General features: G+C 68.8%; 17 protein-coding genes and 1 pseudogene. 11 read left to right on the top strand and 7 right to left on the bottom strand.

The features are described 5' to 3' along the window. The first annotated feature begins 17 nt into the window (after window positions 1-17). Window positions 18-479 carry a MarR family winged helix-turn-helix transcriptional regulator gene (locus tag AC0IZS_RS20575; RefSeq protein WP_471637314.1) on the top strand — a complete coding sequence of 154 codons (462 nt, stop codon included), beginning with the start codon at window positions 18-20 and terminating at the stop codon, window positions 477-479. 718 nt (window positions 480-1,197) lie between these two features. On the opposite strand, the pseudogene pdxA reads toward AC0IZS_RS20575, so the two are convergent. Then, window positions 1,198-2,217: pseudogene (gene pdxA, locus AC0IZS_RS20580) on the bottom strand (4-hydroxythreonine-4-phosphate dehydrogenase PdxA); the annotation flags it as partial. Between the two features lie 111 nt (window positions 2,218-2,328). On the opposite strand from pdxA, the gene AC0IZS_RS20585 reads away from it, so the two are divergent. The 6 genes from AC0IZS_RS20585 (at window position 2,329) to AC0IZS_RS20610 (ending at window position 9,655) form a co-directional block, all read left to right on the top strand. Then, on the top strand, window positions 2,329-3,282 hold the full coding sequence (locus tag AC0IZS_RS20585; protein WP_471637315.1) for a LysR family transcriptional regulator: 954 nt from the start codon (window positions 2,329-2,331) through the stop codon (window positions 3,280-3,282). 55 nt (window positions 3,283-3,337) lie between these two features. Beyond that, complete coding sequence (locus AC0IZS_RS20590; RefSeq protein WP_471637316.1) at window positions 3,338-4,969, top strand: serine hydrolase domain-containing protein; 1,632 nt, start codon at window positions 3,338-3,340, stop codon at window positions 4,967-4,969. Between the two features lie 24 nt (window positions 4,970-4,993). After that, window positions 4,994-6,286: an alpha/beta hydrolase family protein gene (locus AC0IZS_RS20595; RefSeq protein ID WP_471637317.1), complete on the top strand. Its 1,293-nt coding sequence runs from the start codon at window positions 4,994-4,996 to the stop codon at window positions 6,284-6,286. 51 nt (window positions 6,287-6,337) lie between these two features. Next, window positions 6,338-7,828 (top strand): carotenoid oxygenase family protein, encoded by a 1,491-nt coding sequence (locus tag AC0IZS_RS20600; RefSeq protein WP_471637318.1) that lies wholly within the window; start codon window positions 6,338-6,340, stop codon window positions 7,826-7,828. A gap of 19 nt (window positions 7,829-7,847) precedes the next feature. Beyond that, a complete protein-coding gene (locus AC0IZS_RS20605) occupies window positions 7,848-8,243 on the top strand; it encodes a hypothetical protein (RefSeq protein WP_471637319.1) in 396 nt (131 codons plus the stop codon). A gap of 101 nt (window positions 8,244-8,344) precedes the next feature. After that, window positions 8,345-9,655, top strand: a complete 1,311-nt coding sequence (locus AC0IZS_RS20610) for an alpha/beta hydrolase family protein (protein WP_471637320.1) — start codon at window positions 8,345-8,347, stop codon at window positions 9,653-9,655. Between the two features lie 6 nt (window positions 9,656-9,661). Here the strand turns inward: AC0IZS_RS20610 and AC0IZS_RS20615 are convergent, their stop codons facing one another. Next, entirely contained in the window at window positions 9,662-12,019 is a 2,358-nt protein-coding gene (locus AC0IZS_RS20615; RefSeq protein ID WP_471637321.1) for a DNA polymerase II, read from the bottom strand. Between the two features lie 215 nt (window positions 12,020-12,234). Between AC0IZS_RS20615 and AC0IZS_RS20620 the strand changes: the two genes are divergently transcribed. After that, the gene (locus tag AC0IZS_RS20620) at window positions 12,235-13,350 is read left to right on the top strand and encodes a serine hydrolase domain-containing protein (protein ID WP_471637322.1); all 1,116 of its coding nucleotides are present in this window, start codon (window positions 12,235-12,237) and stop codon (window positions 13,348-13,350) included. Between the two features lie 27 nt (window positions 13,351-13,377). Here AC0IZS_RS20620 and AC0IZS_RS20625 read toward each other — a convergent pair whose 3' ends face one another. Beyond that, window positions 13,378-14,178 carry an ornithine carbamoyltransferase gene (locus AC0IZS_RS20625; protein WP_471637323.1) on the bottom strand — a complete coding sequence of 267 codons (801 nt, stop codon included), beginning with the start codon at window positions 14,176-14,178 and terminating at the stop codon, window positions 13,378-13,380. A 401-nt stretch (window positions 14,179-14,579) separates the two neighbouring features. Between AC0IZS_RS20625 and AC0IZS_RS20630 the strand changes: the two genes are divergently transcribed. The 3 genes from AC0IZS_RS20630 (at window position 14,580) to AC0IZS_RS20640 (ending at window position 16,234) form a co-directional block, all read left to right on the top strand. Then, window positions 14,580-14,879 (top strand): hypothetical protein, encoded by a 300-nt coding sequence (locus AC0IZS_RS20630; RefSeq protein WP_471637324.1) that lies wholly within the window; start codon window positions 14,580-14,582, stop codon window positions 14,877-14,879. A 106-nt stretch (window positions 14,880-14,985) separates the two neighbouring features. After that, window positions 14,986-15,747, top strand: coding sequence for a hypothetical protein (locus tag AC0IZS_RS20635; RefSeq protein WP_471637325.1), 762 nt, complete (start codon window positions 14,986-14,988; stop codon window positions 15,745-15,747). A 34-nt stretch (window positions 15,748-15,781) separates the two neighbouring features. Continuing rightward, window positions 15,782-16,234, top strand: a complete 453-nt coding sequence (locus tag AC0IZS_RS20640) for a hypothetical protein (RefSeq protein ID WP_471637326.1) — start codon at window positions 15,782-15,784, stop codon at window positions 16,232-16,234. A gap of 79 nt (window positions 16,235-16,313) precedes the next feature. Here the strand turns inward: AC0IZS_RS20640 and AC0IZS_RS20645 are convergent, their stop codons facing one another. The 4 genes from AC0IZS_RS20645 to AC0IZS_RS20660 all read right to left on the bottom strand — a co-directional run bounded on the left by AC0IZS_RS20645 (window position 16,314) and on the right by AC0IZS_RS20660 (window position 20,859). Continuing rightward, window positions 16,314-17,291 (bottom strand): Bug family tripartite tricarboxylate transporter substrate binding protein, encoded by a 978-nt coding sequence (locus tag AC0IZS_RS20645; protein ID WP_471637327.1) that lies wholly within the window; start codon window positions 17,289-17,291, stop codon window positions 16,314-16,316. A gap of 101 nt (window positions 17,292-17,392) precedes the next feature. After that, window positions 17,393-18,472 (bottom strand): porin, encoded by a 1,080-nt coding sequence (locus tag AC0IZS_RS20650; RefSeq protein WP_057263627.1) that lies wholly within the window; start codon window positions 18,470-18,472, stop codon window positions 17,393-17,395. A gap of 364 nt (window positions 18,473-18,836) precedes the next feature. Further along, complete coding sequence (locus AC0IZS_RS20655) at window positions 18,837-19,769, bottom strand: IclR family transcriptional regulator (RefSeq protein WP_057263625.1); 933 nt, start codon at window positions 19,767-19,769, stop codon at window positions 18,837-18,839. Window positions 19,770-19,863: 94 nt separating this feature from the next. After that, window positions 19,864-20,859: a Bug family tripartite tricarboxylate transporter substrate binding protein gene (locus AC0IZS_RS20660; protein ID WP_157421784.1), complete on the bottom strand. Its 996-nt coding sequence runs from the start codon at window positions 20,857-20,859 to the stop codon at window positions 19,864-19,866. Between the last annotated feature and the right edge of the window lie 41 nt (window positions 20,860-20,900).

Below are 20,900 nucleotides of genomic sequence, written 5' to 3' on the forward strand. Positions count from 1 at the left end.
GCCTGTCAAATATTGCCATGAACCCATCGACACCCTCGGCAACTGCCACCGTCGCCACCCCCGGATCGCTGGGCGTGCTGCTGCGCCTGCTGCACCAGCAGTTCGCGGGCGCGGTGGACGAGGCCCTGGCCGAGGCCGGCTTTGGCGACGTGCGCGCGGCGCATGCCAGCGTGTTCACCTTTGTGCCCCCCGAGGGCATGCCCGTGAGCGAGCTCACGCTGCTGGCGCGCGTGCGCAAGCAGTCCATGGCGCAGACGGTGGACGAGCTGGAAAAGCTCGGCTATGTGGAGCGGCGCCCCAGCCCCAGCGACAAGCGCTCGCGCCTGGTGTTCCTCACCGCGCGGGGGCAGCAGATCCGCCCGCTCGCCATGGCTGCGGGTGGCCGCACCGAGGCGCAGTGGGCTGCCCTGGTGGGCGCTGGCGAGCTCGATGCCATCAAGGGCGGGCTGGCGCGGTTGTTGGGGCGCCTGCAGGCGTGAGCGAAGCCGCTGCCCGCAGGGCCTGGATGGCGCGCAACTGCCCCTCCAGCCCTGGCCCGTCGGCGCCAAAGGCACCATCGAGCGCCGCCGTGCCCACCGTGAAGCCGGCGGCGCCGCCCGCCGCCGCAGCACTGATGCGCTCGGCCCGGTCGATCGATCCGGCCACCACCACCGGCTTGCCCACCGCCGCGCAAACGGCAGCCATGAGGGCGGGCACGTCGGCTGCATCGCCCGCAAAGCGGTAGGCCAGCAGGTCCAGCCCATGCACGCCCTCCAGGGCGGCAATGCGGCGCGCGCTGGCCACCACGTCTGCCACCGTACCCTGCAGCACGCTGGGGTGCCCCACCACTTGGCCGGCAAACGGGTAGTAGCGGATGGGGGTGGCGTGCAGCAGCGGCAGCACGGCCTCGGGCCGGGTGCCGCCCATCAGCACGTCCACCCCCAGCGCCACGGCGGCGCGGGCCGATGCGAGCTCGCTGGCCTCGTCCTGGCTCACCACCTCCAGGTAGCTCACGGCGCCGGCCGCGCGGATGGCATCGGCCAGGTGCTGCAGCGCGACCCAGGGCAGGCCGATGTCCTTGAAGCCGATGTGCCGCACCCCGGCGGCCAGCACTGCGGGCAACTGCTCCAGGGCGTCGGTGATGGTCTGGTCGTGCCGGGTGAGCATGAAGATGAATTCCGGCACGGCCGTGGCGGTGGCTGGAATGGAATGCGCCGCCATGGCTTGCGCCTGCTGCACCGCATGCGCCAGGCTGGCTGCATCGGCCCGGCCCGTGCCCGCGATGTCGAAGGCCGTGCCATGGTCCACCGAGGTCCGCACAAAGGGCAGGCCCACGGTGATGTTCACGCCCTGGTCCACGCCCAGGTACTTCACGGGGATCAGGCCCTGGTCGTGGTACTGCGCCACCACGATGTCGAACGCGCCCTGGCGCGCACGCATGAACACCGTGTCCCCCGGCCAGGGGCCCGTGGCGTCGATGCCTTCGGCACGCGCTATGGCAATGGCCGGGGCAATGGTGTCGCGGTCTTCATGGCCGAACAGCCCGCCCTCGCCCGCATGCGGGTTGAGCCCCGCCACCGCCACGCGCGGGTGTGCAATGCCATAGGCGCGGCAGGCACGGTGCGCCAGGCGGATGGCGCGCAGCTCGTTCTCGGGCGTCACGGCGGCAATCGCATCGCGCAGCGAGAGGTGGATGGACACCAGCAGCACCCGCAGCTCGCCGTTGGCCAGCATCATCGCGAAGTCGGTGGTGCCTGCCCGCTCGGCCAGCATCTCGGTGTGGCCGGGGTGCTGCACGCCGGCGGCGCGCAGCGCCTCCTTGTGCAGCGGCGCGGTCACGATGCCGGCCACGCTGCCCGCCAGCGCCAGGTCGATGGCGCGCTGCACGCAGGCATGGGCGGCGGCGCCGGCACGGGCGTCCACCCGGCCCATGGGCAGGTCGGCCGGCAGCGGCGCGCAGGCCTGCAACACGGGCAGGGCGCCTTGCTGCAGTGCTTCGCGCATCCCATGCAGGTCATCGCCCACGGTATGTACCTGCAGCGCAGCGCCCACCATCGCCGTCGCGCGCCGCAGGGCACCCACGTCGCCCAGCACCACAAAGGGCTGCACGTGGCGCTTGCCCGCCAGGGCCCCCATCGCCCCTATTGCCCACTTCGCAATGATCTCGGGGCCGATGCCCGCCGGGTCGCCCATGGTGATGGCCAGGGGGAGGGTGTTGGTGGTTGTCGTCGCTGTCATCGGAACTCTTGAGAATCAATCAATGCAATGCCGACACTGTGCCTGGGGAAGCGCTACGAGAAAACCGATTTGATCTCATGCATGATTGAGCCAGACTCAATCATTGGAACCATGTCTCCAGACACCCGCCTGCCCCCGCTGTCCGCCCTGCGCGCCTTCGAGGCCACGGTGCGCCACGGCAGCGTGTCGCGTGCTGCGCGCGAGCTGCACCTGACCGACGGAGCGGTGAGCCGCGCCGTGCGCGAGCTGGAGGGCGATCTGGGCTTTGACCTGTTCCAGCGCAGCAGCCGCTCAGTAGTGCCCACGCCCACCGCCCAGGTGCTGGCCGAGGATGTGGCCGGCGCGCTGGACCGCCTGCGCGCGGCCCTGGCCCGTGCGCGCCGCAGCGCAGGGCCGGGCCGGCCGCTGGTGCTGTCGTGCGAGCCCACCTTGCTGATCCGCTGGCTCATCCCGCGGCTGGCGCAACTGCAGGCCGCCATCGGCGAGCAACGCGAGCTGCGCCTGGTGTCGGCCGGCGGCGTGGTGCACTTCGAGCGCGACGGCATCGACCTGGCCATCCGCCGCAACGACTTTGCGCTGGCCGACGATGTGGTGGCCGAGCCCTTTGTGCACGAGCACATCGGCCCCGTGTGCCGCCCCGATGTGGCCGCCACCCTCTGGCCGCAGCAAGGCGCCCGGCTGCAGGGCGTGCTGCTGCATACCGCCACGCGGCCGGGCGCTTGGGACAGCTGGGCCGCGCTGGCCCACACGCCGCTGCAGCCCACGCGCGCCATCCGCTTCGAGCATTTCTACCAAAGCCTGCAGGCCGCCGTGGCCGGTGCTGGCGTGGCCATCGGCCCGCTGGCCCTGGTGGCCGACGACCTGGCCAGCGGCGTGCTGTGCGCGCCGCGCGGCTTTGTGGCCGATGGCAGCTGCTACCAGCTCATGGCGCCGCGCGCGGCCGTGGACGATGGGGATGCCTTCAATACCGTGCTGGTGTGGCTGCGCGCAGCCTGCGAAGGCCTGGTGCCACCATCTCCACTCGCTGTGGAGAAGCGGCCACGCTCCCCCAAAAGGAGGGCCTAGCCCGTACCGCAAGACGCATATGATTCCTGCACAACAAACACCGAGGGAGCTGGCAATGGCAATGCACAGGCACGACAAGGCGACGGTTCAATCCGCCGCCGCAGCGATCAACCGCAGGCAGGCCACGGCCGCGCTGCTGGCCACCGCAGCTGCTCCCTTCGCCGCAGTCGCGCAGGACGCAGCGGCGCCCGCCGCATCGGCTGCATCGATCGCCACCACCGCCACCACCCTCTGGCCTGGTGACGACTGGGCCGAGAGCACGCCCGAGGCCCAGGGCATGGACTCTGCCGCACTGGCCAAGCTCGTCGATTTTGGCGCCGCGCAGGGCATGGACAGCCTGCTCGTCACCCGCCACGGCAGCCTGGTGGCCGAGGCCTTCTACGCCCCCTACCGTGAGGGGCTCAAGCACGCCGTCAACTCCACCACCAAGGGCGTGGTCGCCACGCTCACCGGCATGGCCATCCAGGACGGGCTGATCGCCTCGCGCGACGCGCCCGTGCTCGACTTCTTTGCCGACCGCAAGGTTGCCAACGCCGATGCCTCCAAGAAGGCCATGACCCTGGGCCACCTGCTCGACATGACCTCGGGCCTGAACTGGATCGAGCCGCTCAGCGACGCCGTGCCCGAGACCATGCTGCAGCTGGGCCGCGCGCGCGACTGGCAGGGCTTTGTACTCGACCGCCCCATGGCCCAGGCGCCCGGTGCGGGCTTCAACTACAACAGCGGCAACACCCACCTGCTCTCGGCCATCCTGGCGCAAAAGACCGGTGGCAGCACCCTGGCCTATGCGCAAAAGCGCCTGTTCGGCCCCCTGGGCATCACCGACGTGCGCTGGCGCAAGGACCCGCAGGGCCTGGAGGTCGGCGGCTGGGGCCTGTACCTGCACCCGCGCGACATGGCGCGCATTGGCTACCTGTACCTGCGTCGGGGCCAGTGGAACGGCCGCCAGCTGCTGCCCGCCGCCTGGGTGGAGCAGGTCTTCCATCCCACCGTAGATATGGGCTTTGGCAGCGCAGCGCCTGCCTTCAAATACGCCAACGGCTGGTGGAGCATCCCGTCCAAGCGCGCCTACTTCACAGCCGGCTTCAACCGCCAGCTCATCGTGGTGCTGCCCGATATCGACGTGGTCGTCGCCGTGACGGGCCGGCGCAACTACCCGCTGCCCGCGTTCATCGACCACATCACCGCAGTCGCGCGCTCGCGCGAGCCCCTGCCTGCCAATTCCACCGCGCAGGACCAACTGGCCGCCCGCATCCGCGACGCCGGGGTCGAAAAGCCCAGCGCCACCCCCACCACCACGCCCGAACTGGCCGCCACCATCTCGCGCAAGGCCTGGCTGCTGGAGCGCAACGGCATGGGCATCCAGCGCCTGGTGCTCGACCTCACGCCCGCCAACCCGCGCTACGAAGTCACCTTCGACAGCAGCCGCCCCGATCTGCCGCGCGAGCCGGTGGCCGGCCCGCTGGGCCTGGACGGCAAGTACCGCACCGCCCCACAGGGGCCCGCGCTCATCGCCATCAAGGGCCACTGGCTCGATGCGCAATCGTTCCAACTCATCTCGCGCTCGGTGGCGGATGGCGAGGTCACCGTGGTCACGCTGAAGTTCGAGGACGGAGGGAAGGCGGTGAATGTGGGGTTGGAGAACAACTGGGGGTTCAGAGGGCAGGTGCGAGGCCGGGTAGAGTAGCGCTTCGCTTTGCATGACCCACCTGTGACCACGTTCAACCCCCATCAAGAACGCGTGGCGACGGCATGGCCGGCCTACATGGCCTCGCTCGAACCGGAGCCGTCCGAGAGCACCGTGCCTGCCATCGTGCCGCCGGACGTGTGCATTGAATCTCCCCCGCCCGGTCTGCCGGCCTCGATGACCGCGTGGTGCGGTGCCTGGTCGGGATGGGCGGACCAGGGGCGCACAAGCGACGTCAGGCTGATTGTCGAGAAGGTGTCTTTGAGCGGCGCAACCGTTGTATGTGTACGCGCCTCGGCGCGCCGGGGGGTGCAGAGCGAACGGGTAGGGGCCGTCTGGCACGAAGGTGAGCTCCAGGCAAACCTGCTGGATGGTGCCATCGTCCACTTCAGGATGCGGAGCCCGGATGTGGTGGAGCTTCTCTGGCGCGATGCAGCAGGCCGCATGGCCGGTGTGCTCACGCAGCAGGGCGCTGGCGGACGTCGGGTGAGCGAGTATCTGCCCACGGGGGCGCTGGACCAGGACGGGCGGCCCATCCTTTTGGAGATGGTGACATACAAGCCCTTGGGCCCGGGGCCTTTCCCCACACTGATCTTCAACCACGGCTCTACTGGCATGGGCGATGACCCTGCCTCGTTCACCACCACCGTGACCAGCCCGGCCCTGGCCAGGTTTTTCACTGACCTGGGCTGGATGGTCGTATTTCCGCAGCGCCGGGGGCGCGGCAAGTCCGACGGCGTGTATGCCGAGGGCCTGGAGCCCGATGGGTCGGGGTATTCCCATCGGCCCGAATGCGCGCTGGCAGGCTTCGAGCATGCCCTGTACGACGTGGAGTGCGCCGTGGCGCACCTGCTGGAGCGGCCCGATGTGGACCGTGATCGCCTGCTGATCGGCGGACACTCCCGTGGCGGCTTTCTGGCGCTGGCTGCTGCGGGGGGCCGGCCGGGGCTGTTCCAAGGCGTCCTCAATTTTGTCGGTGGCTGGGTGGATGAGCAGGCGACGGCCGACGAGATCAATGGCGGGCTTGCCACGAGAGGCGCTGGCTTCGCCGGGCCCACACTTTGGCTGTACGCGGACCACGACCCGTTCTATAGCCTGGCCCATAGCCACAGGAATTTCGACGCTTTCGTGGCTGCCGGAGGACGAGGGAGCTTCCACGCACTCCCAACGCAGGCAGGGCAGGACGGCCACAACATCCTTGCGTTCAGTGGTTTGTGGGGCGCTTTGGTTGAGCCCTTGCTGGCCGCCCAGGTCCGGCTCGCGCCGAACCAGCCCGTGTCAATTTTCCCTGCTGCCCTTGCCCAGCCTGGGCCATGATGGACGCACATGCGTACTGAGATGCCAAAAAATCAGTCCAACCAACAGCCCATGACCCTCGCCACCCAGTCCGCAGCACCAGCGCCATCCACCCTGGTGGGCCGCCTGCGCGGCCTCCAATCCACCGCCCGCGAACTCCCCGACACGCCGGTCGAAATCCGCGGCCAGATCCCCCCGTGGCTCATCGGCGGCAGCCTGCTGCTCAATGGCCCGGCGTTGTGGGACCTGCCGCATGGCAGTTACGAGCACTGGTTCGATGGCCTGGCCATGCTGCACCGGGTGCGGCTGGCGCCGGGCGACGTGGGGGGCGCCAGCGCCACCTACCGCAGCCGCTACCTGCAGACCGATGACCTGCGCGAGAGCCTGGCGGCGCGCAAGCCGGCGCGCAGTGCCTTTGGCACGGCCGACCCGGCGGGGCTGTTCTCGCGCCTGCGCAACCTGCGCCACCCCATCGTGACGGACAACGGGGCAGTGGTGATGGCGCGCATTGGCTCGCAGTGGGTGGCGCAGACCGAGACGCCGCTGCTCACCAGCTTCGACCCCGACACGCTGGCCACCACCGGGCGCATCGTGTATGACGATGCCGAGGTGGTCCACGTGATGTCGGCCCATGGCATCACGGACGCGCAGGGCACCTACTGGAACGTGGGCGTGGAGATGGGCCCCAAATGCACCTACAAGCTGTTCAAGATCGTCCAGGGCAGCCGGCGGCGCGAGGTGGTGGGGCGCTGGTCCGTGCGGCAGGCCGGTTACCTGCACGCCTTTGCGATGACGCCCACGCACGCCATCGTGTGGCAGCCGGCCATGCGGGTCAATGCCATCAAGCTGGCGCTGGCGGGCAAGGGCTTCATCGACAGCTTCAAGTGGAATGCGGCCACGGGCTCGCGCATCGATGCCGTCTCGCTCATCGATGGCAGTGTGCGCAGCTGGGCGGTGCCGGCCATGGCCAGCTTCCATGCCGTGCAGGCGTGGGACGAGCCCAGCCAGGACGGGCGCACGCCCGCCACCCTGGTGCTCGACCTGTGTACCACCGATGGCCCCGAGATCTTCAGCGCGCTGCGCCTGGACCGGCTGCGCGCCGGCCAGCCGGTGGGCGTGCAGCACCGTGTGCAGCGCTACCGGCTGGAGCCCGGCCGCAGCGACGCGCAGCCCCGGCCGCTGGTCGAAGGCGCCAGCGTGGAGCTGCCCGCCGTGCATGGCGCTTACTGGGGCCGCCAGCAATCGCGCCATGCCTGGTTTGCGGGCTTTGACCCCGAAGGCAAGGCCCCCATGTTCGACCGCACGGTGAAGCTGGACCTGGATGGCGGCCGCATCGCCGGCACCTGGCAGCGCGAGCATGCCGTGCAGCTGGAGCCCCTGTTCGTGGAGCGCCCCGGCTCCACCGCCGAGGACGATGGCGTGCTGCTGGTGCCCACGCTGGCCGAGGGCGACGAGGGCACAGTGATCGGTGTGATCGACCCGGCCAGCATGCGCTGCCTGGCCACGCTGCATTTGCCGCAGGTGGTGCCGTTCGGGTTCCATGCGGCGTGGAAGCGGGCGTGATTGGGCGCAGATGGTGCCGATGGGGGCCGTGAAGAACCTGCTGTGGATCGACTGCATGGCCGCCGCGCTGGCTGGCAGCGCGGTGCTGCTGCTGGTGCCCTGGCTGGCTCCTTTGCACGGCTTGCCGCCTGGGCTGTTGCAGTTCATCGGCGCCACCAACCTGCTGTATGGCGGCTACTCCTTCTCGCTGGCGCTGCGCCGCCGCAGGCCGCAGGCGCTCATCGCCGTGCTGGTGGTGGCCAATGGCGCGTGGGCGCTGGCCTGCGTGGGCATGGCGGTCCGCTTTGCCGACAGCGCCACCGGTTTCGGTATGGCCCACCTGGTGGGGGAGGCGCTGTTTGTGGGTGGCCTGGCTGCCTGCGAATGGGTGTGGCGCGCGCAGCTTGCCCGCCGATGGGGCGACCGCGCGGGATGACACGAGGCCCCTGCGTGGCTTGGTCCCCGTGGGGCCCGTGCGGCACTGTGCGGGGTGCCGTCGTAAGCCGGTACCCTGTGAGTCCTTGAGGAGCCAGAAGAATGCATGGTCGATTTTTTAGAGCGGCGGGACGGAACGCTGCCCTGGCAGCAGCAGCGGTGCTGCTGGGCTTGCTTGCGGGTGCTGCCGCTGCGCAAACCGCACTGCCCCTCGAGGCGGCGCAGATGCGCCCGGTGCCCGCCGAAACCAGCGCCAGCGCAGAGCTGCCCCCCGATGTGGCCGTGGTGGCGCCTGACGCTGCGCTGGAAGGTGGTCGCAGGCTGCTGCGATGGAGCGGAGTCTGGCGCGGCAGTGCCTGCCGCTTTGCGCAGTGCGATGTGAAGGTGGCGGTGGAGAAGCTGTCGGCCGATGCCGCCACCGTGGTGTACGCCGGTGCCAGCGCCACGCAGCGCGTCACCGAGCGGGGCGAAGCGAAGTTCATCGACAACGAACTGCACATGCCCCTGCGCACCGGTGCCACGCTGGTGCTTCGCTTGCGCGAAGACGGCGACGTGGAGATGTCGCTGTGGAAAAACGTGACGCAACTGCTCAGCTACGGTGTGCTGACCCAGAAGCCCTTGGCCTATGCGCGCAGCGTCGAGCGCGTGCCCACGCCCTGGTCCGACAACGGGCGCGCACAGACGCTGGAAATGGTGGTCTACCGGCCGCCCGGCCCGGGGCCGTTTCCCACCCTGGTGTTCAACCACGGCTCCACAGGCAACGGGGACAAGCCCGAATGGTTCACCTACACCTGGGCCAGCCCCGAGGTGGGGGCCTACTTTGCGGACAAGGGCTGGCAGGTGGTGTTTCCGCAGCGGCGCGGGCGCGGCAAGTCCGACGGGCTCTATGACGAAGGCTTCGAGCCCGACCGCTCGCGCTACGCCTGCAGGCCCGAGCGCTCGCTGCCCGGCCTGGAGCGCGCCATGGCCGACCTCGATGCCGTGCTGGCGCACCTGCGCACGCGCAGCGACGTGGACCTGCGGCGCCTGCTGATCGGTGGCGTCTCGCGCGGGGGTGTTCTCTCGGTCGCCTATGCGGGCACGCGCCCGGCGGCACCCTTCCTGGGCGTTCTGAACTTCGTGGGCGGCTGGGTGGGGGATCGTTGCACGCATGCCGACGCCATCAACCCGGTTGCGTTCCGCCGCGGCGCGGCGTTCCCAGGCCCCATGCTCTGGCTGTATGGGGACCAGGACCCGTTCTATGCGCTGCGCCACAGCCGCAAGAACTTCGACGCGTTCATGGCCGAAGGCGGCAAGGGCAGCTTTGTGGCCTTCGATGCTCTGTACGGCGCCAGCGGGCACGGCATCCATGCCCAGCCCATCTTGTGGCGCAGCGTGGTGGACGGTTACCTGCAGGCGGTGGTACCCAAGTAGCGCCGGCTAAAAAAGGTCCTGCTGGGCCGAGGTCAACGTGGCAAAGCTCTCGCCCAGCGGCTGCAGAATGGCGTCGGCAATCGGCTGCAGTTGCTTGGTGAGGTAGTGCCCGTAGTCGATGGGCGAATGGCGCGCTTCCAGCGGTTCCGGCCCATTGCGGGTCATGACGTAGCGGATCCAGCCGCCGCTCTGGTACTGCTGGGGCCGGCCCATGCGGGCGTTGTACTCGTCGGCCATGCGCGCCGCGCGCACCTGCGGCGGCACGTTGGCCACGTAGGCATCCAGGCGGTGGCGCAGGCGCTTGCGGTAGACGAGCAGGTCGTCCTTGTCGCCGGCCAGCGTGGCCTGCGCGTAGTCGGCCACGAACTCGCGGTAGGGCGCGCCCTGGAACACGCGCGAGAGCAGCCCCTCCTGAAACTGCCGGGCCAGGGGCGTCCAGTCGCTGCGGGCCATCTCCAGACCCCGGTAGACCATCTCCTCCTTGCCCTCGGTGTCCACGCTCAGGCCGGCGTAGCGCTTCTTGCTGCCCACGTCCGAGCCGCGGATGGTGGGCATGAAGAACTTCTTGTAGTGCGTGTCGAATTCGATTTCGAGGTGGTTCTCCAGGTTCTGTTCGTCGCGCAGCCTGCGTGTCCACCAGGCGTTGATGTCCCTGACCAGGTCCGCCGCCACGGCATGCGCCTCTGCGTTGGTGTGGGTGCGCCCAAGCCAGATGAAAATGGAGTCGGTATCGCCGTAGATCGCCTGGTAGCCGCGCTTTTCAACGAACTCGCGGGTGAGCTTGACCATCTCATGGCCGCGCAGGGTGATCGCCGAAATCACCTGCGGGTTGAAGAAGCGGCATTCCGACGCCCCGAGCACCCCGGCGAAGGAGTTCATCACCAGCTTGAGCGCCTGCGACAGGGGCTCGTTCTTCGCGCGCTTGGCCTCGTCGCGTGCGCGCCAGAGGGTGGTGACGATCTCTGGCAGGCAGTGCCTGTCGCGCGAGAAGCGCGTGCCCAGCGGGCCCTGGATGAGCGGCGCCGCATCGCTGGCGTGCATGCCTTCCACGTACCCCACCGGGTCGACCAGGAAGGTGCGGATGATCGAGGGGTACAGGCTCTTGTAGTCCAGCACCACCACCGAGTCGTAGAAGCCGGGCTTCGAATCCATCACGTAGCCGCCGGGCGAGGACTGGCCCTCTATCTCGCCCACATTGGGCGCCACGTAGCCCAGGCGGTGCATGCGCGGCAGATAGTGGTGGCTGAACGCGGCGATGGAGCCGCCGAAGTGGTCCATCTGCAGGCCGGTGGTGTGGGCGCGTTCCATCGCAAACTGCAGCAGCCTGGTTTTCTCGAAGATGCGCAGCACCAGTTCGCAATCGCGGATGTTGTAGGTGGCCAGCGCGGGCTTGTCCTCCTGGTAGCGCCGCTCGATCTCGGCCATCTTGTCGTACTCGTCGCCGATCTCCTTGCCCTCGCCGAGCAGTTGCTGCGACACGTTCTCCAGGCTGAACGAAGCAAAGCTCCACACCGCGGCACGCAGCGCCTCGATGCCGTCGATGACCACGCGGCCGGGCATGGGCGCGAAGAGGTAGCCCTGCTTGCCCGGGTGCGTGCGCCAGGCGATGGGCCGGCGCTCGCGGCCCAGCAGCAGCGGCGTGGCGCATTCATCGGCGGTCTTTTGCAGCACGTGCAGGTCGAACTGGATCACGTTCCAGCCGATGAGCACGTCCGGGTCGTTGCGCTCAAACCAATCGTTGAGCTGCTCGATCATGGCTTGGCGCGTAGGGCAATAGATGAGCGCAAAGCCCGCGGGTTCTGCTGGCTCGGAAGGAGGCTCGCCAAGCATGTACACCACGCGCTCGGCCATGCCGTCGAGCGCAATGGAGTACAGCGCCTGGTACTGGCTGGTCTCGATGTCCAGCGACACGACCTTCAACGCCGGCCGGTAGTCGGGCGCAGGCGCCAGCCTGCAGTCCACGCGGGCGCCGTTCTGGTTGCGCCCGCCCTCCACCAGCACGCCGGCGGTGATGAAGCGCTCCATCAGGTAGCGCTCGTGCGGGCGTACATCGGCTTCAAGCAGGGAGATGCCCAATTGCTGCAGCGACCTTGCCAGGCGCCCCAGCTGGCGAAAGTGCCTGGCATAGACCCCGATCACGGGCTCTTGTTGAAAGCTCTTGAGTTCCAGCGCGCGCAGCTCCACGTCAGGCAGGGCCATGAGCTGCGCATCCACCGTGCCCTTGTGCCGCGCCTCGACAAAGGCCACCGAGGTCTGGCCGGTCAGCAGCACCTTCAGCGGCCCGGCGTCCGTCGCCAGCCAGTATTCGATTTCGGTGCCCGCCGGTGTGTCCCGCCAGTTGCGCGTGAGGATGAAACCCTTCATTTGGATGGACGCACGGGTCTTGGAACCAATCGGAAAACAGAAAGGGAGAGGGCGAGAGGGCTGGCAACGGAGCTTCCAATTCTCGCCGATGGCGGCGCGTCTGCGCAGGCGCAACGCCCATGCTGGCAGCTGCGGCAGAATGGGCCGAAACCCACCACCGAACTTCTGCCGCGCTGGCCCCCGCAGCGGCGAAGGGCGGCAACCGAGCCATTGCCATGTTGAACAGACTGCGCACCACTGCCATCGCTGCCCTGGCCGCCCTCGCCATGGGCGGGGCACCCGTTCAGGCCGACACCCCGGTTGCGGCCGCGGCAGTGGCATCGCAGCCGGCCGGGGCGCAAGGCGTCTTCCCTGGTGCGGCCTGGGCCACGCCGGCCACCAGCGGGCAGCCGAGCGGGTGGTCGGCAGACAAGCTCCAGCAGGCCGACGACTATGCCGACGCGATGCGCTCGGACGCCTACCTCGTGGTGCACCGCGGCGTGCTGGTGCATGCCTATGGCGACATCCGCCGGCCGATGAACCTCGCGTCGGTGCGCAAGAGTGTGCTCAGTGTCCTGTACGGCATGCACGTCGGCCCGGGCGCCATCGACCTGGACCAGAGCCTGGCGTCCCTGGGTATCACGGACAAGGGCGGGCTGTCCGACGTGGAGCAGACCGCCACCGTGCGGCAACTGCTGCAGTCGCGTTCCGGGGTCTACCACGAGGCCGCCTACGAGACGGCCTCGGCCAAGAAGCAGCGGCCCGAACGCGGCAGCCATGCGCCCGGCACCTACTGGTACTACAACAACTGGGACTTCAACGCGCTGGCCACCATCTTCCAGCGCCGCACGGGCAAGAACGTGTTCGAGGCGCTCAAGACCGAGCTGGCGGAGCCTTTGCAGTTTGAGGACTTCCGCTACCCGCAGGACACGAAGTTCGAGTACGAGCGCAGCTCGGAGCACCCCGCCTACCTGATGTACCTGTCCGCGCGCGACCTGGCGCGCATCGGCCTGCTGGTAAGCCGCGACGGCCAGTGGAAAGGGCGCCAGGTGGTGCCGTCCGCCTGGCTGCGCGAGAGCACCACCTCGTACAGCGCCGCCAGGGGCGGCAACGGCTATGGCTACATGTGGTGGCTGCCGTTCGTGGCATTTCCGTCGTGGCGCCTCCCCGGCAATCAGCTGGTGCTGGCGGACGGGAGCGGCGGCCAGTTCATGCTGATCGACCGGGCGCGGGACATCGTGCTCGTGCACCGGGTCGACAACAGCCGGCTCTGGTTCAAGCGCAATGCGGTGGACCTGGGGCAGTTCGTGGAGCTTGCCGCCCGTGTCATCGCTGCCGCGCCGGGGAAGTAGGCGGCGGCCTGGCCTCGGCAGCGGCCCTCAGGCGTCGAGCAGGTGCCGGATGATCGCCTTCTGCACCGGCAGCAGCAACTGCTTTTGCCCGTAGCCCGCAAAGCGCGGGTAGCGCACGGGGTCGAACGCCAGTTCGCGACCGATGGAAAACGGCGGCGTCGGCAGCAGCACCGGGTGGCCCATGCGCTCCAGGTCGGCCAGCGTGAGCGGCCTGCCCGGTGCCTGGGCGTCGCTCGGCCACCCATCGGTGATGACGATGTCCATGGGGCCGGGGGGCTCCGGTGCAAAGTACACGCCGGGCAGCGCGGGATCGTGCAGGCGCGCGTCGCACACATGGTGCAGCCACGGCAGCCCCAGCACCTGGGCCAACTGGTGCCAGGACCGCAGCACGTTGGTGGTGGGGCCCCACAGGCAGATGCGCGCCTTGCGGATGGGCATGAGCGTGCTGTCGATGTAGTACGCATCGGTCAGCACCTCGCACGGATGGCCTGCGCCCGACATGGCGTTGATCACGGGCCGTTGCGACGCAGCCGCGAACTCTGCGAGCCGCTGGTGGTTGGACTCGCGCACCACGTACAGGTCGTAGAAGGGGTCGAGGTAGCCGGCCAGGTCGCACGCGCGCTCTACGGTCTTGAGCAGGTTGGGCAACTCGGTGAACGCCAGGCCCAGGTCGCGAAAGGCCTGGATGAAGGTCGTGCGCGTGCGGATGCCGTTGCCTTCGAAGGACCAGGCGACATGGCCCCGCAGTTCTGTGTCGGGCTCGGTGGCCAGGCGCCAGATCGTGCCCACGCTGTCAGGGCTGAGTTCGGAGAGGGTGATGAGGTTCATGCAAACAAGCCAAAGCCATCGCAGGGGGCCAGGGAGCCGGGAAAGTGGCCCGCGCCGTGGGCGATCATGGGCCGGATTTTGCCGGACTGGCCAGGGGCAATCCCGCCAGTGGTTTTACGCAAGCGTCCACCATGGTGCTGGGCGCACAGCCGCAGCCCAGTGGTGGCGGCGCGGTGAACCCCACCGTGTTCTTCGACGCCGTGGTGGCCGCGCTCAAGGTGCAGGCGCCCTGATTCACCGATCAGGTGTAGGGCCTTTTTCGGCGGCCGAGGGCGCGGCGCCCGGCGCTACGATGGCAGCCTTGCAAGCAGGCGCGGCAACCCGCCGCCTGTTCACCCCGGCCGGGCTGTGCCGCCGCGAGCGCGGTGATGGCCCGGTGCCACCGCGAATGGAGCGTTTCGATGTTCAGTTTCCTGGTCGATATCGTCGTCGGCTTCTTCGAGTTCGTGGTCGATGTGCTGTTGTTCCGGTCGCAGCGCAGCAAGCGCGGCGGCCGCGAGCGCAGCGTTGCCGAGGACACGCTGGCCGTGGCCCACTTCGATTTCGTCACGCTGGTGCTGATCTCGCTGGTCAGCGCCGGGTTGATGCTGCTGCTGGCCTTCGTTTTTGGGGTGCCGGTGGGCTGGAGCGTGGCCATTGGACTGGCCGTGGGCGTGGTCTGGGGGCTGTGGCGCTACTCCCGATTGCTGCGCCAGCAATGACCGCCCCGCCGCGCTGACGGGCTCGCCCAAGCCTGGCAGGCATGCTTGCATGCAGAATGCCAAGTCCATTGCCGTCGGGAGTTTCTTCATGGTGTTGCGTCAGCGAATGGCCGCGCTGCTTCTGGGCCTGGCCGTGGTGGGCCCCGCGGCCGCCGGGGAGGAGAGCGAAAGCCACATCAACCGCCCAGGCCTGTTCTTTGCCTGGCTGTCGCCCGACCTGGGCGCTGTCGTGGTCCGTGCCGACGATGCCGCCCACCTGCGCGCGCTGGCGCGGCACTGCAACGCCGGCCGGCCGGTGTTCGCCCTGCAGACCGGCGAGAAGTACCCCTGCCGGATCGAGGTGCCCAAAGGCCCGTCGGGTGGCGAGCCGTGGGAAGAGGTCCGGGCCACGGTGCAGGGCGGACCTTCCCGGTCCGACACCCGGCAGTACCGGCTGTTCTCCACCCAGCCCCCGCAAACGACCCGGTGGGTCACCCGCCGCATCACCGCGCCCGAGGTGCAGGCCCTCCAGGGCCTGCTGCAGTCGGACGCACGCAAGTGGGCGGCAGTGAGGAAGCAGTCGAAGCTGGCCGCCGCAACGGTGGTACACAAGCCCGGCGGCCAGGGCCTGGCCATTGTGGTCCCCGGCGAGCTGGTACAGGACAGCGCCGCCGAGTACCGCGCGCGCAGGCACCACGTGTTCACGAAAGACCGCAGCGGCTACGCCTACCAGGGCGAGGTGCCCGCCAAGGTGGCCAGTTTTGTCGACCTCGATGGAGCAACAGACCTTCCGGGGCTGGTGGTCAGCGAGGGCTGCGATGGCTGGTGCATCACGCTCTGGAGCCTGGCCGGCGGGCTGCGGCAGGTGGGGCGGTTCGGGGGGCATTGAGCAGTGTCGGTGGATCCTTCAGCAAGCCGATTGGATGGTCAAAAGTACGGAGATTTGTTCAGTGACTCAATTTTCACGTCGCCAAATTGCCGTTGGCGCAATGGCTGCGAGCGTCGCTCTGTACACGGTGAGCCTGTTTCTGCCCGCTTTCCGTCACCTTGCCCAGCAGCAAGATCCCCCATCCACATCGGGCTTCTACGCGTTGGTATTTGGAGTCGCGGGTCACATCTCCTGGCTAGCGAATCCACTGCTTGTCTTTGCCTGGATCAGCTTGGGGAAACAGCGTGGGATTCTCGCTGCGAGCTTGGCAATGGCTGCGCTGCTCTTCGCCTGCGTGTTCATGCGCAGCGGTCAGCAATTGGCCGGGGGAAGCGCAGGAATGTATTCCTACGAGATTCTCCCTGGCTACTATGTCTGGATCGCATCCATTGCGATCGGCATGCTTGCCGGGCTGATTCAGGGGCGTGAGATCTCCTCAGCTGCTTGAGCGTGGCGCTGCCATGCGCCTAAGGAAGACGCGCGGCTATCGTTGCGGGTGCATGTACGCAGCCGCCAATGCCAAGGCCCTACTGCGGCACCAGCCCCGCCGCCTTCACCAGTTCCGCATGGATCTTGATCTCCTGCGTGATCGAGTCCTTGAGCTGCTGGCTGGTGCCGGGCGCCACCTCCATGCCGCTGGCGGCCAGCTTGGCCTTGATGTCGGCATCGGCCAGGGCGGCGTGCGCGGCGCGCTGCAGCCGGTCGATGACGGGCTGGGGTGTCTTGGCCGGGGCCAGCAGCCCCACCCAGGCGGAGAGGTTCATCTCGGGCGCGCCGGCTTCGACCATGGTGGGGGTTTGCGGCAGGGTGGTCGTGCGCTGCGCAGCCATCAGCCCCAGGGCATGCAGCTTGCCCGACTGGATGTGGGGCAGGGCTTCGGGCAACACGGCGAAGAGCATGTCCACGGTGCCGGCCAGAGCGTCGTTGATGGCGGGGGCGCCACCTTTGTAGGGCACGTGCAGCAGGTCGGTTTTCGTGCGGGTGGTGAACATCAGCCCCGCCAGGTGCTGCGGGCTGCCGTCACCGGATGAGGCGTACGTCAGCTTGCCCGGCGCGGCCTTGGCGGCGGCCAGCACGGCGGCCACGGTGGGGAATTTCTGCTTGTCCTTGACCACCAGCACCATGGGCTGGTTGACGAACTTGGTGACGGGCACGAAGTCCGCCTCGGGATCGTAGGGCAGGGTCTTGAAGATGCTCTTGTTGGTGGTGAGGAACGACGCGGGCGAGACCATCAGCGTGTAGCCGTCGGGCGCGGCGCGCGATACCAGCGGCGTGCCGATCTGACCGGAGGCGCCCGCCTTGTTGTCCACCACGAAGGGCTGGCCCAGCTCGGCCGCCATCTTCTGGGTGACCACGCGCGCGATCATGTCGGCGCTGCCGCCGGCGGGCAGGGCCACGATGACCTTGACGGGGCGGTCGGGGTAGGGCGCAGCGCCTTGCGCGAGGGCGGCGGCTGGCGCAACCAGGGCGCTGGCGAGGGTGGCAATCAAGTGTCGGCGTTGCATGGGGAACTCCTCCGGACTGGAATGGACTGGCATCGGCAGGTATGCCGCAAGTGCAAAGGTTATGCAAGTCCTGTACCAGAGGAGGGGCCTCGGCCGGTGGCTCAGAACAGGTGCCGGATGCCCACGTCCATCCCCGTGGAGCTTCGATTCGGCCCGGTGGCTGCGCCGTTGAGCGAGAAGCTGGCACCGCCCGAGTTGGAGACGCGCGCCCAGGTGGTGTACAGCGCTGTGCGCTTGGACAGGTTATGCACGTAGCCCAGCGAGAGCTTGCGTGCCTCGGGATGGCCCGGAGCGTCGGTGCCGTACTCCGAAAGCGCGAACTTCACCTCGCCCACGCCCACGGCCCAGATGCCGCCGGCCGTCCAGCCCTTGCCGCGCAGGGGCTGGTTGGTGCGGTACACCACGTCGCGGAACACGCCGGTCAGCAGCTTCATGGGGCCGAGCTGGTAGTGGACGCCCAGGTTCTGGGTGAGGATGTCGCCGGTGGCTGCGGCCTGCACGTACTCGGTGCGCGCGGCCGATGCCGACACGTTGAGTGGCCCCCACTGGTAGCCCAGGCGCATGTTCACGCCGGTGCCGTCGTCGGCCGGCTGGTTGCTGGCGTTCTCGCCCAGGTAGGCCTGGAACTGGCCGTACAGGCCGCCCAGGTCGCGCGGCAGGTAGTAGCCCAGCATGTTCGAGGCCCGGGTGGACACCGGCCCACCGAGAGAGCCGATGAAGGGCTGGATGGTGCCCACACCGGCGCTGGCGTACGGGTCCAACTCCAGCCGGTTGCGGTACTGCGATGAAAAATCACGCCCCGCGCGCAGCTCGCCCCAGGGCCCTTCCAGGCTCACGGTGGAGCGGCGCGCGAAGGTCAGGCCCTGCGAGCCGGCTGGCGCAGTGGTGGTGCCGCTGGTCTGGTTGTTGGTGTTGGTGGCCTGGCCCTCGCCCGTGTCGAGGAAGAACTGCGCCTCCAGGTGGAAGCTGGCCTTGAGGCCGCCGCCCAGATCCTCCACCCCGCGAAAGCCCACGCGCGAGCTCTGCAGCCCGCCCGAGGCCAGCGCCGTCTTGCCCGCCAGCGAGCCGTTGCCGCGCGTGAGCATCACGTCCGCGATGCCGAAGATGGTGACCGAGGATTGCGCGGACGCGGCGCCGCAAAGGCTTGCGCAGGCAAGCAGGAGGAGGGTGTCTCGTTTCATGGGAATGGCCTTGGGTGGGGAGCGCGCAGGCCCCGACCGGGGCGCTAGCGCACGCTACAAAGAACAAAATTATTCTCTCTAAAGAATAAAACATGTTTTCTCCAAATACGAGAATTAATTATTTATTTGATCTAGGTATATACCCGAAGAGGGGCGCGCCAGGCCGTGCGGTGGCAGGCGCGATGGAGGTGGGGAAGGGGCGCGGGATACGGATCGGCCATGGCGTGGTGGCCGCGGCCTCGGAGGGAAAGCGGCGCGCGCAGGCCGCCCCGGCGCAGGGCGCAAAGGGGTCGGCCCGGGGGGCGTCAATGCATGAATGCGCGCGGGCTGCCGCGCGATGGGAGGGGCGGCAAGCGCCGCGGCCTCAGTCCTTGCCGTTGGTGTCGATGGCGGGCAGGGCCTGCTGGATGGCCTCGGCCTTGGTCTGCAGCAGGGGCACCAGCTGGCGCGCCTCCTCGGCCTTGGCAGGTGCGGCCGAGCCCAGGGCGAGTACGCTGCCGATGACCTTGCCATCGTCGCGCAGCACGGGCACGGCGATGCTGTGCATGCCGGGGTTCACCTTGCCGAAGGTTTCTGCAAAGCCGCGCTTGCGGATCTGCGAGAGCTGGTCGCGAAACTCCATCCACGACTGGCCCAGGCCTGCCTCGGCGATCTCGCGAGCCTGCAGCAGATACAGTGACTTGAGCTGGTGCGGCGGCAGGTGCGCCAGGATCACGTGCGAGCCCGCGCCCACGAACAGCGGCAGCCGTGTGCCGCGCCCGCGCTGGATCTTCATGGCCGTGCCGGCGTGGCGTATCTCATCGGGCCCCACCTTGTAGACGCACAGGGCGCCGTCGCGGTAGTAGGCGCATAGCAGGAAGGAGCGGTTGGGCGATTCCTCGACCAGGCTGTCCATCACGCCCTTGCCGGCCAGCAGCAACGGGTCGGACAGCTGCAGCAGCCGCTCCAGCTCCACGATGCGCCGGCCCAGCGAATACACGCCCTTGCCCTGCTGGGCCAGCAGCCCCGCATCGCACAGCTCGCGCAGGTAGCGGTAGGCGGTGGACTGCACGATGTCGAAGGCCTGCACCACCTCTTCCACGCGGATGGTGGTGCGTGTGAGCGAGAACAGGTCCAGGATCTGCAGTAGGCGTGCCAGCGCGCTGGTGCTGGCGCCGCCGGCCTCGCCCTCCGGGGCGGCCCCCATGGCCGCTGGCGGCAGCTCGGTGGGGGTGGCCTGCGCGGCCTTGGTGGCGTGCTTGGCGGGGGTGGTGCGTGCCGCAGCGGTGCGCGGCTGGATCGAGGGTGGCGTCGGCATAGGTGTGTCCCGTCGATTTTGCAGCAAAAAAACACAGCGGCACCGGCCGACGCATGGTCGGCCGGTGCCGGGGCTCAGGAGGATGGGCCGGCCGTCACTGCAGCGCGTCGGCCGTGACCTTGTTGTCCTTGATCACCTTTTGCCACTTGGCGGTCTCGGTGCCGATCAGGGCCTTGAGCTGCGTGGCGTTGAGCGGCATGGGCATGCCGCCCAACTCCTGCAGGCGCTGCGCCACGCGCGGGTCCTTCAGGGTCTGCAGGAACTCGGCCGAGAGCTTGTCCACCACCGCCTGCGGCGTGCCCTTAGGGGCGAACACGCCGAACCAGCCCGTGGCGTCGAAGCCCGGCAGTGTCTCGGCCACGGTGGGCACGTTGGGCAGGATGGAGACACGCTGCGTGCCCGTGACGGCCAGCGCGCGCAGCTTGCCCGCGTTGACCATGGGCAGCAGCGTGCCGAAGTCGCCCGACAGGAAGTTGACCACGCCGCCCACCACGTCGTTGGTTGCGGGCGAGGTGCCGCGGTAGGGTACGTGGGTCAGGTTCACGCCGGCCATGCTGCCCAGCAGCACACCCGCCAGGTGGTTGGTGGTGCCGTTGCCGGGCGAGGCGAAGGTCACATCCTTCTGTTTCGCCGCCGCCAGCAGGCCCTTGAGGTCGGTGGCGCCGAACTGCGGGTTGGCCGCCACCAGGAAGGGCACGGCCGCGATGCCGGCCACGGGCAACAGGTCCCGGTCCACCTGGTACTTGAGCTGGGGGTACAGCAGGGGGTTGAGCACCATGGTGCCGTTGCTGCCCAGGAGCAGGGTGTGGCCGTCGGGTGTGGCCTGGGTCACCGCCAGCGTGCCGATGCTGCCGCCCGCACCGGGGCGGTTGTCCACCACCACAGGCTGGCCCAGGCGCGTGCCCATCACCTGCACCACCACGCGGGCCACCGAATCGGTGCCGCCTGCGGCGGCGAAGGGCACGACCAGGCGCACGGCGGTGGTGGGGTAGGCCGGCTGCGCCGTGGCGGCGATGGGCGCCAGCGCCCCAGCCGCGGCCACGGCCGCCACTGCAGTCAGCGCCGCCAGCGATGCCCGGCGGGAAATCATGTCTCGTCTCTTGTTGTTCATGGCTCGGCCTTCTGGTGGGG

It is taken from the genome of Acidovorax sp. AC410, assembly GCF_979253235.1.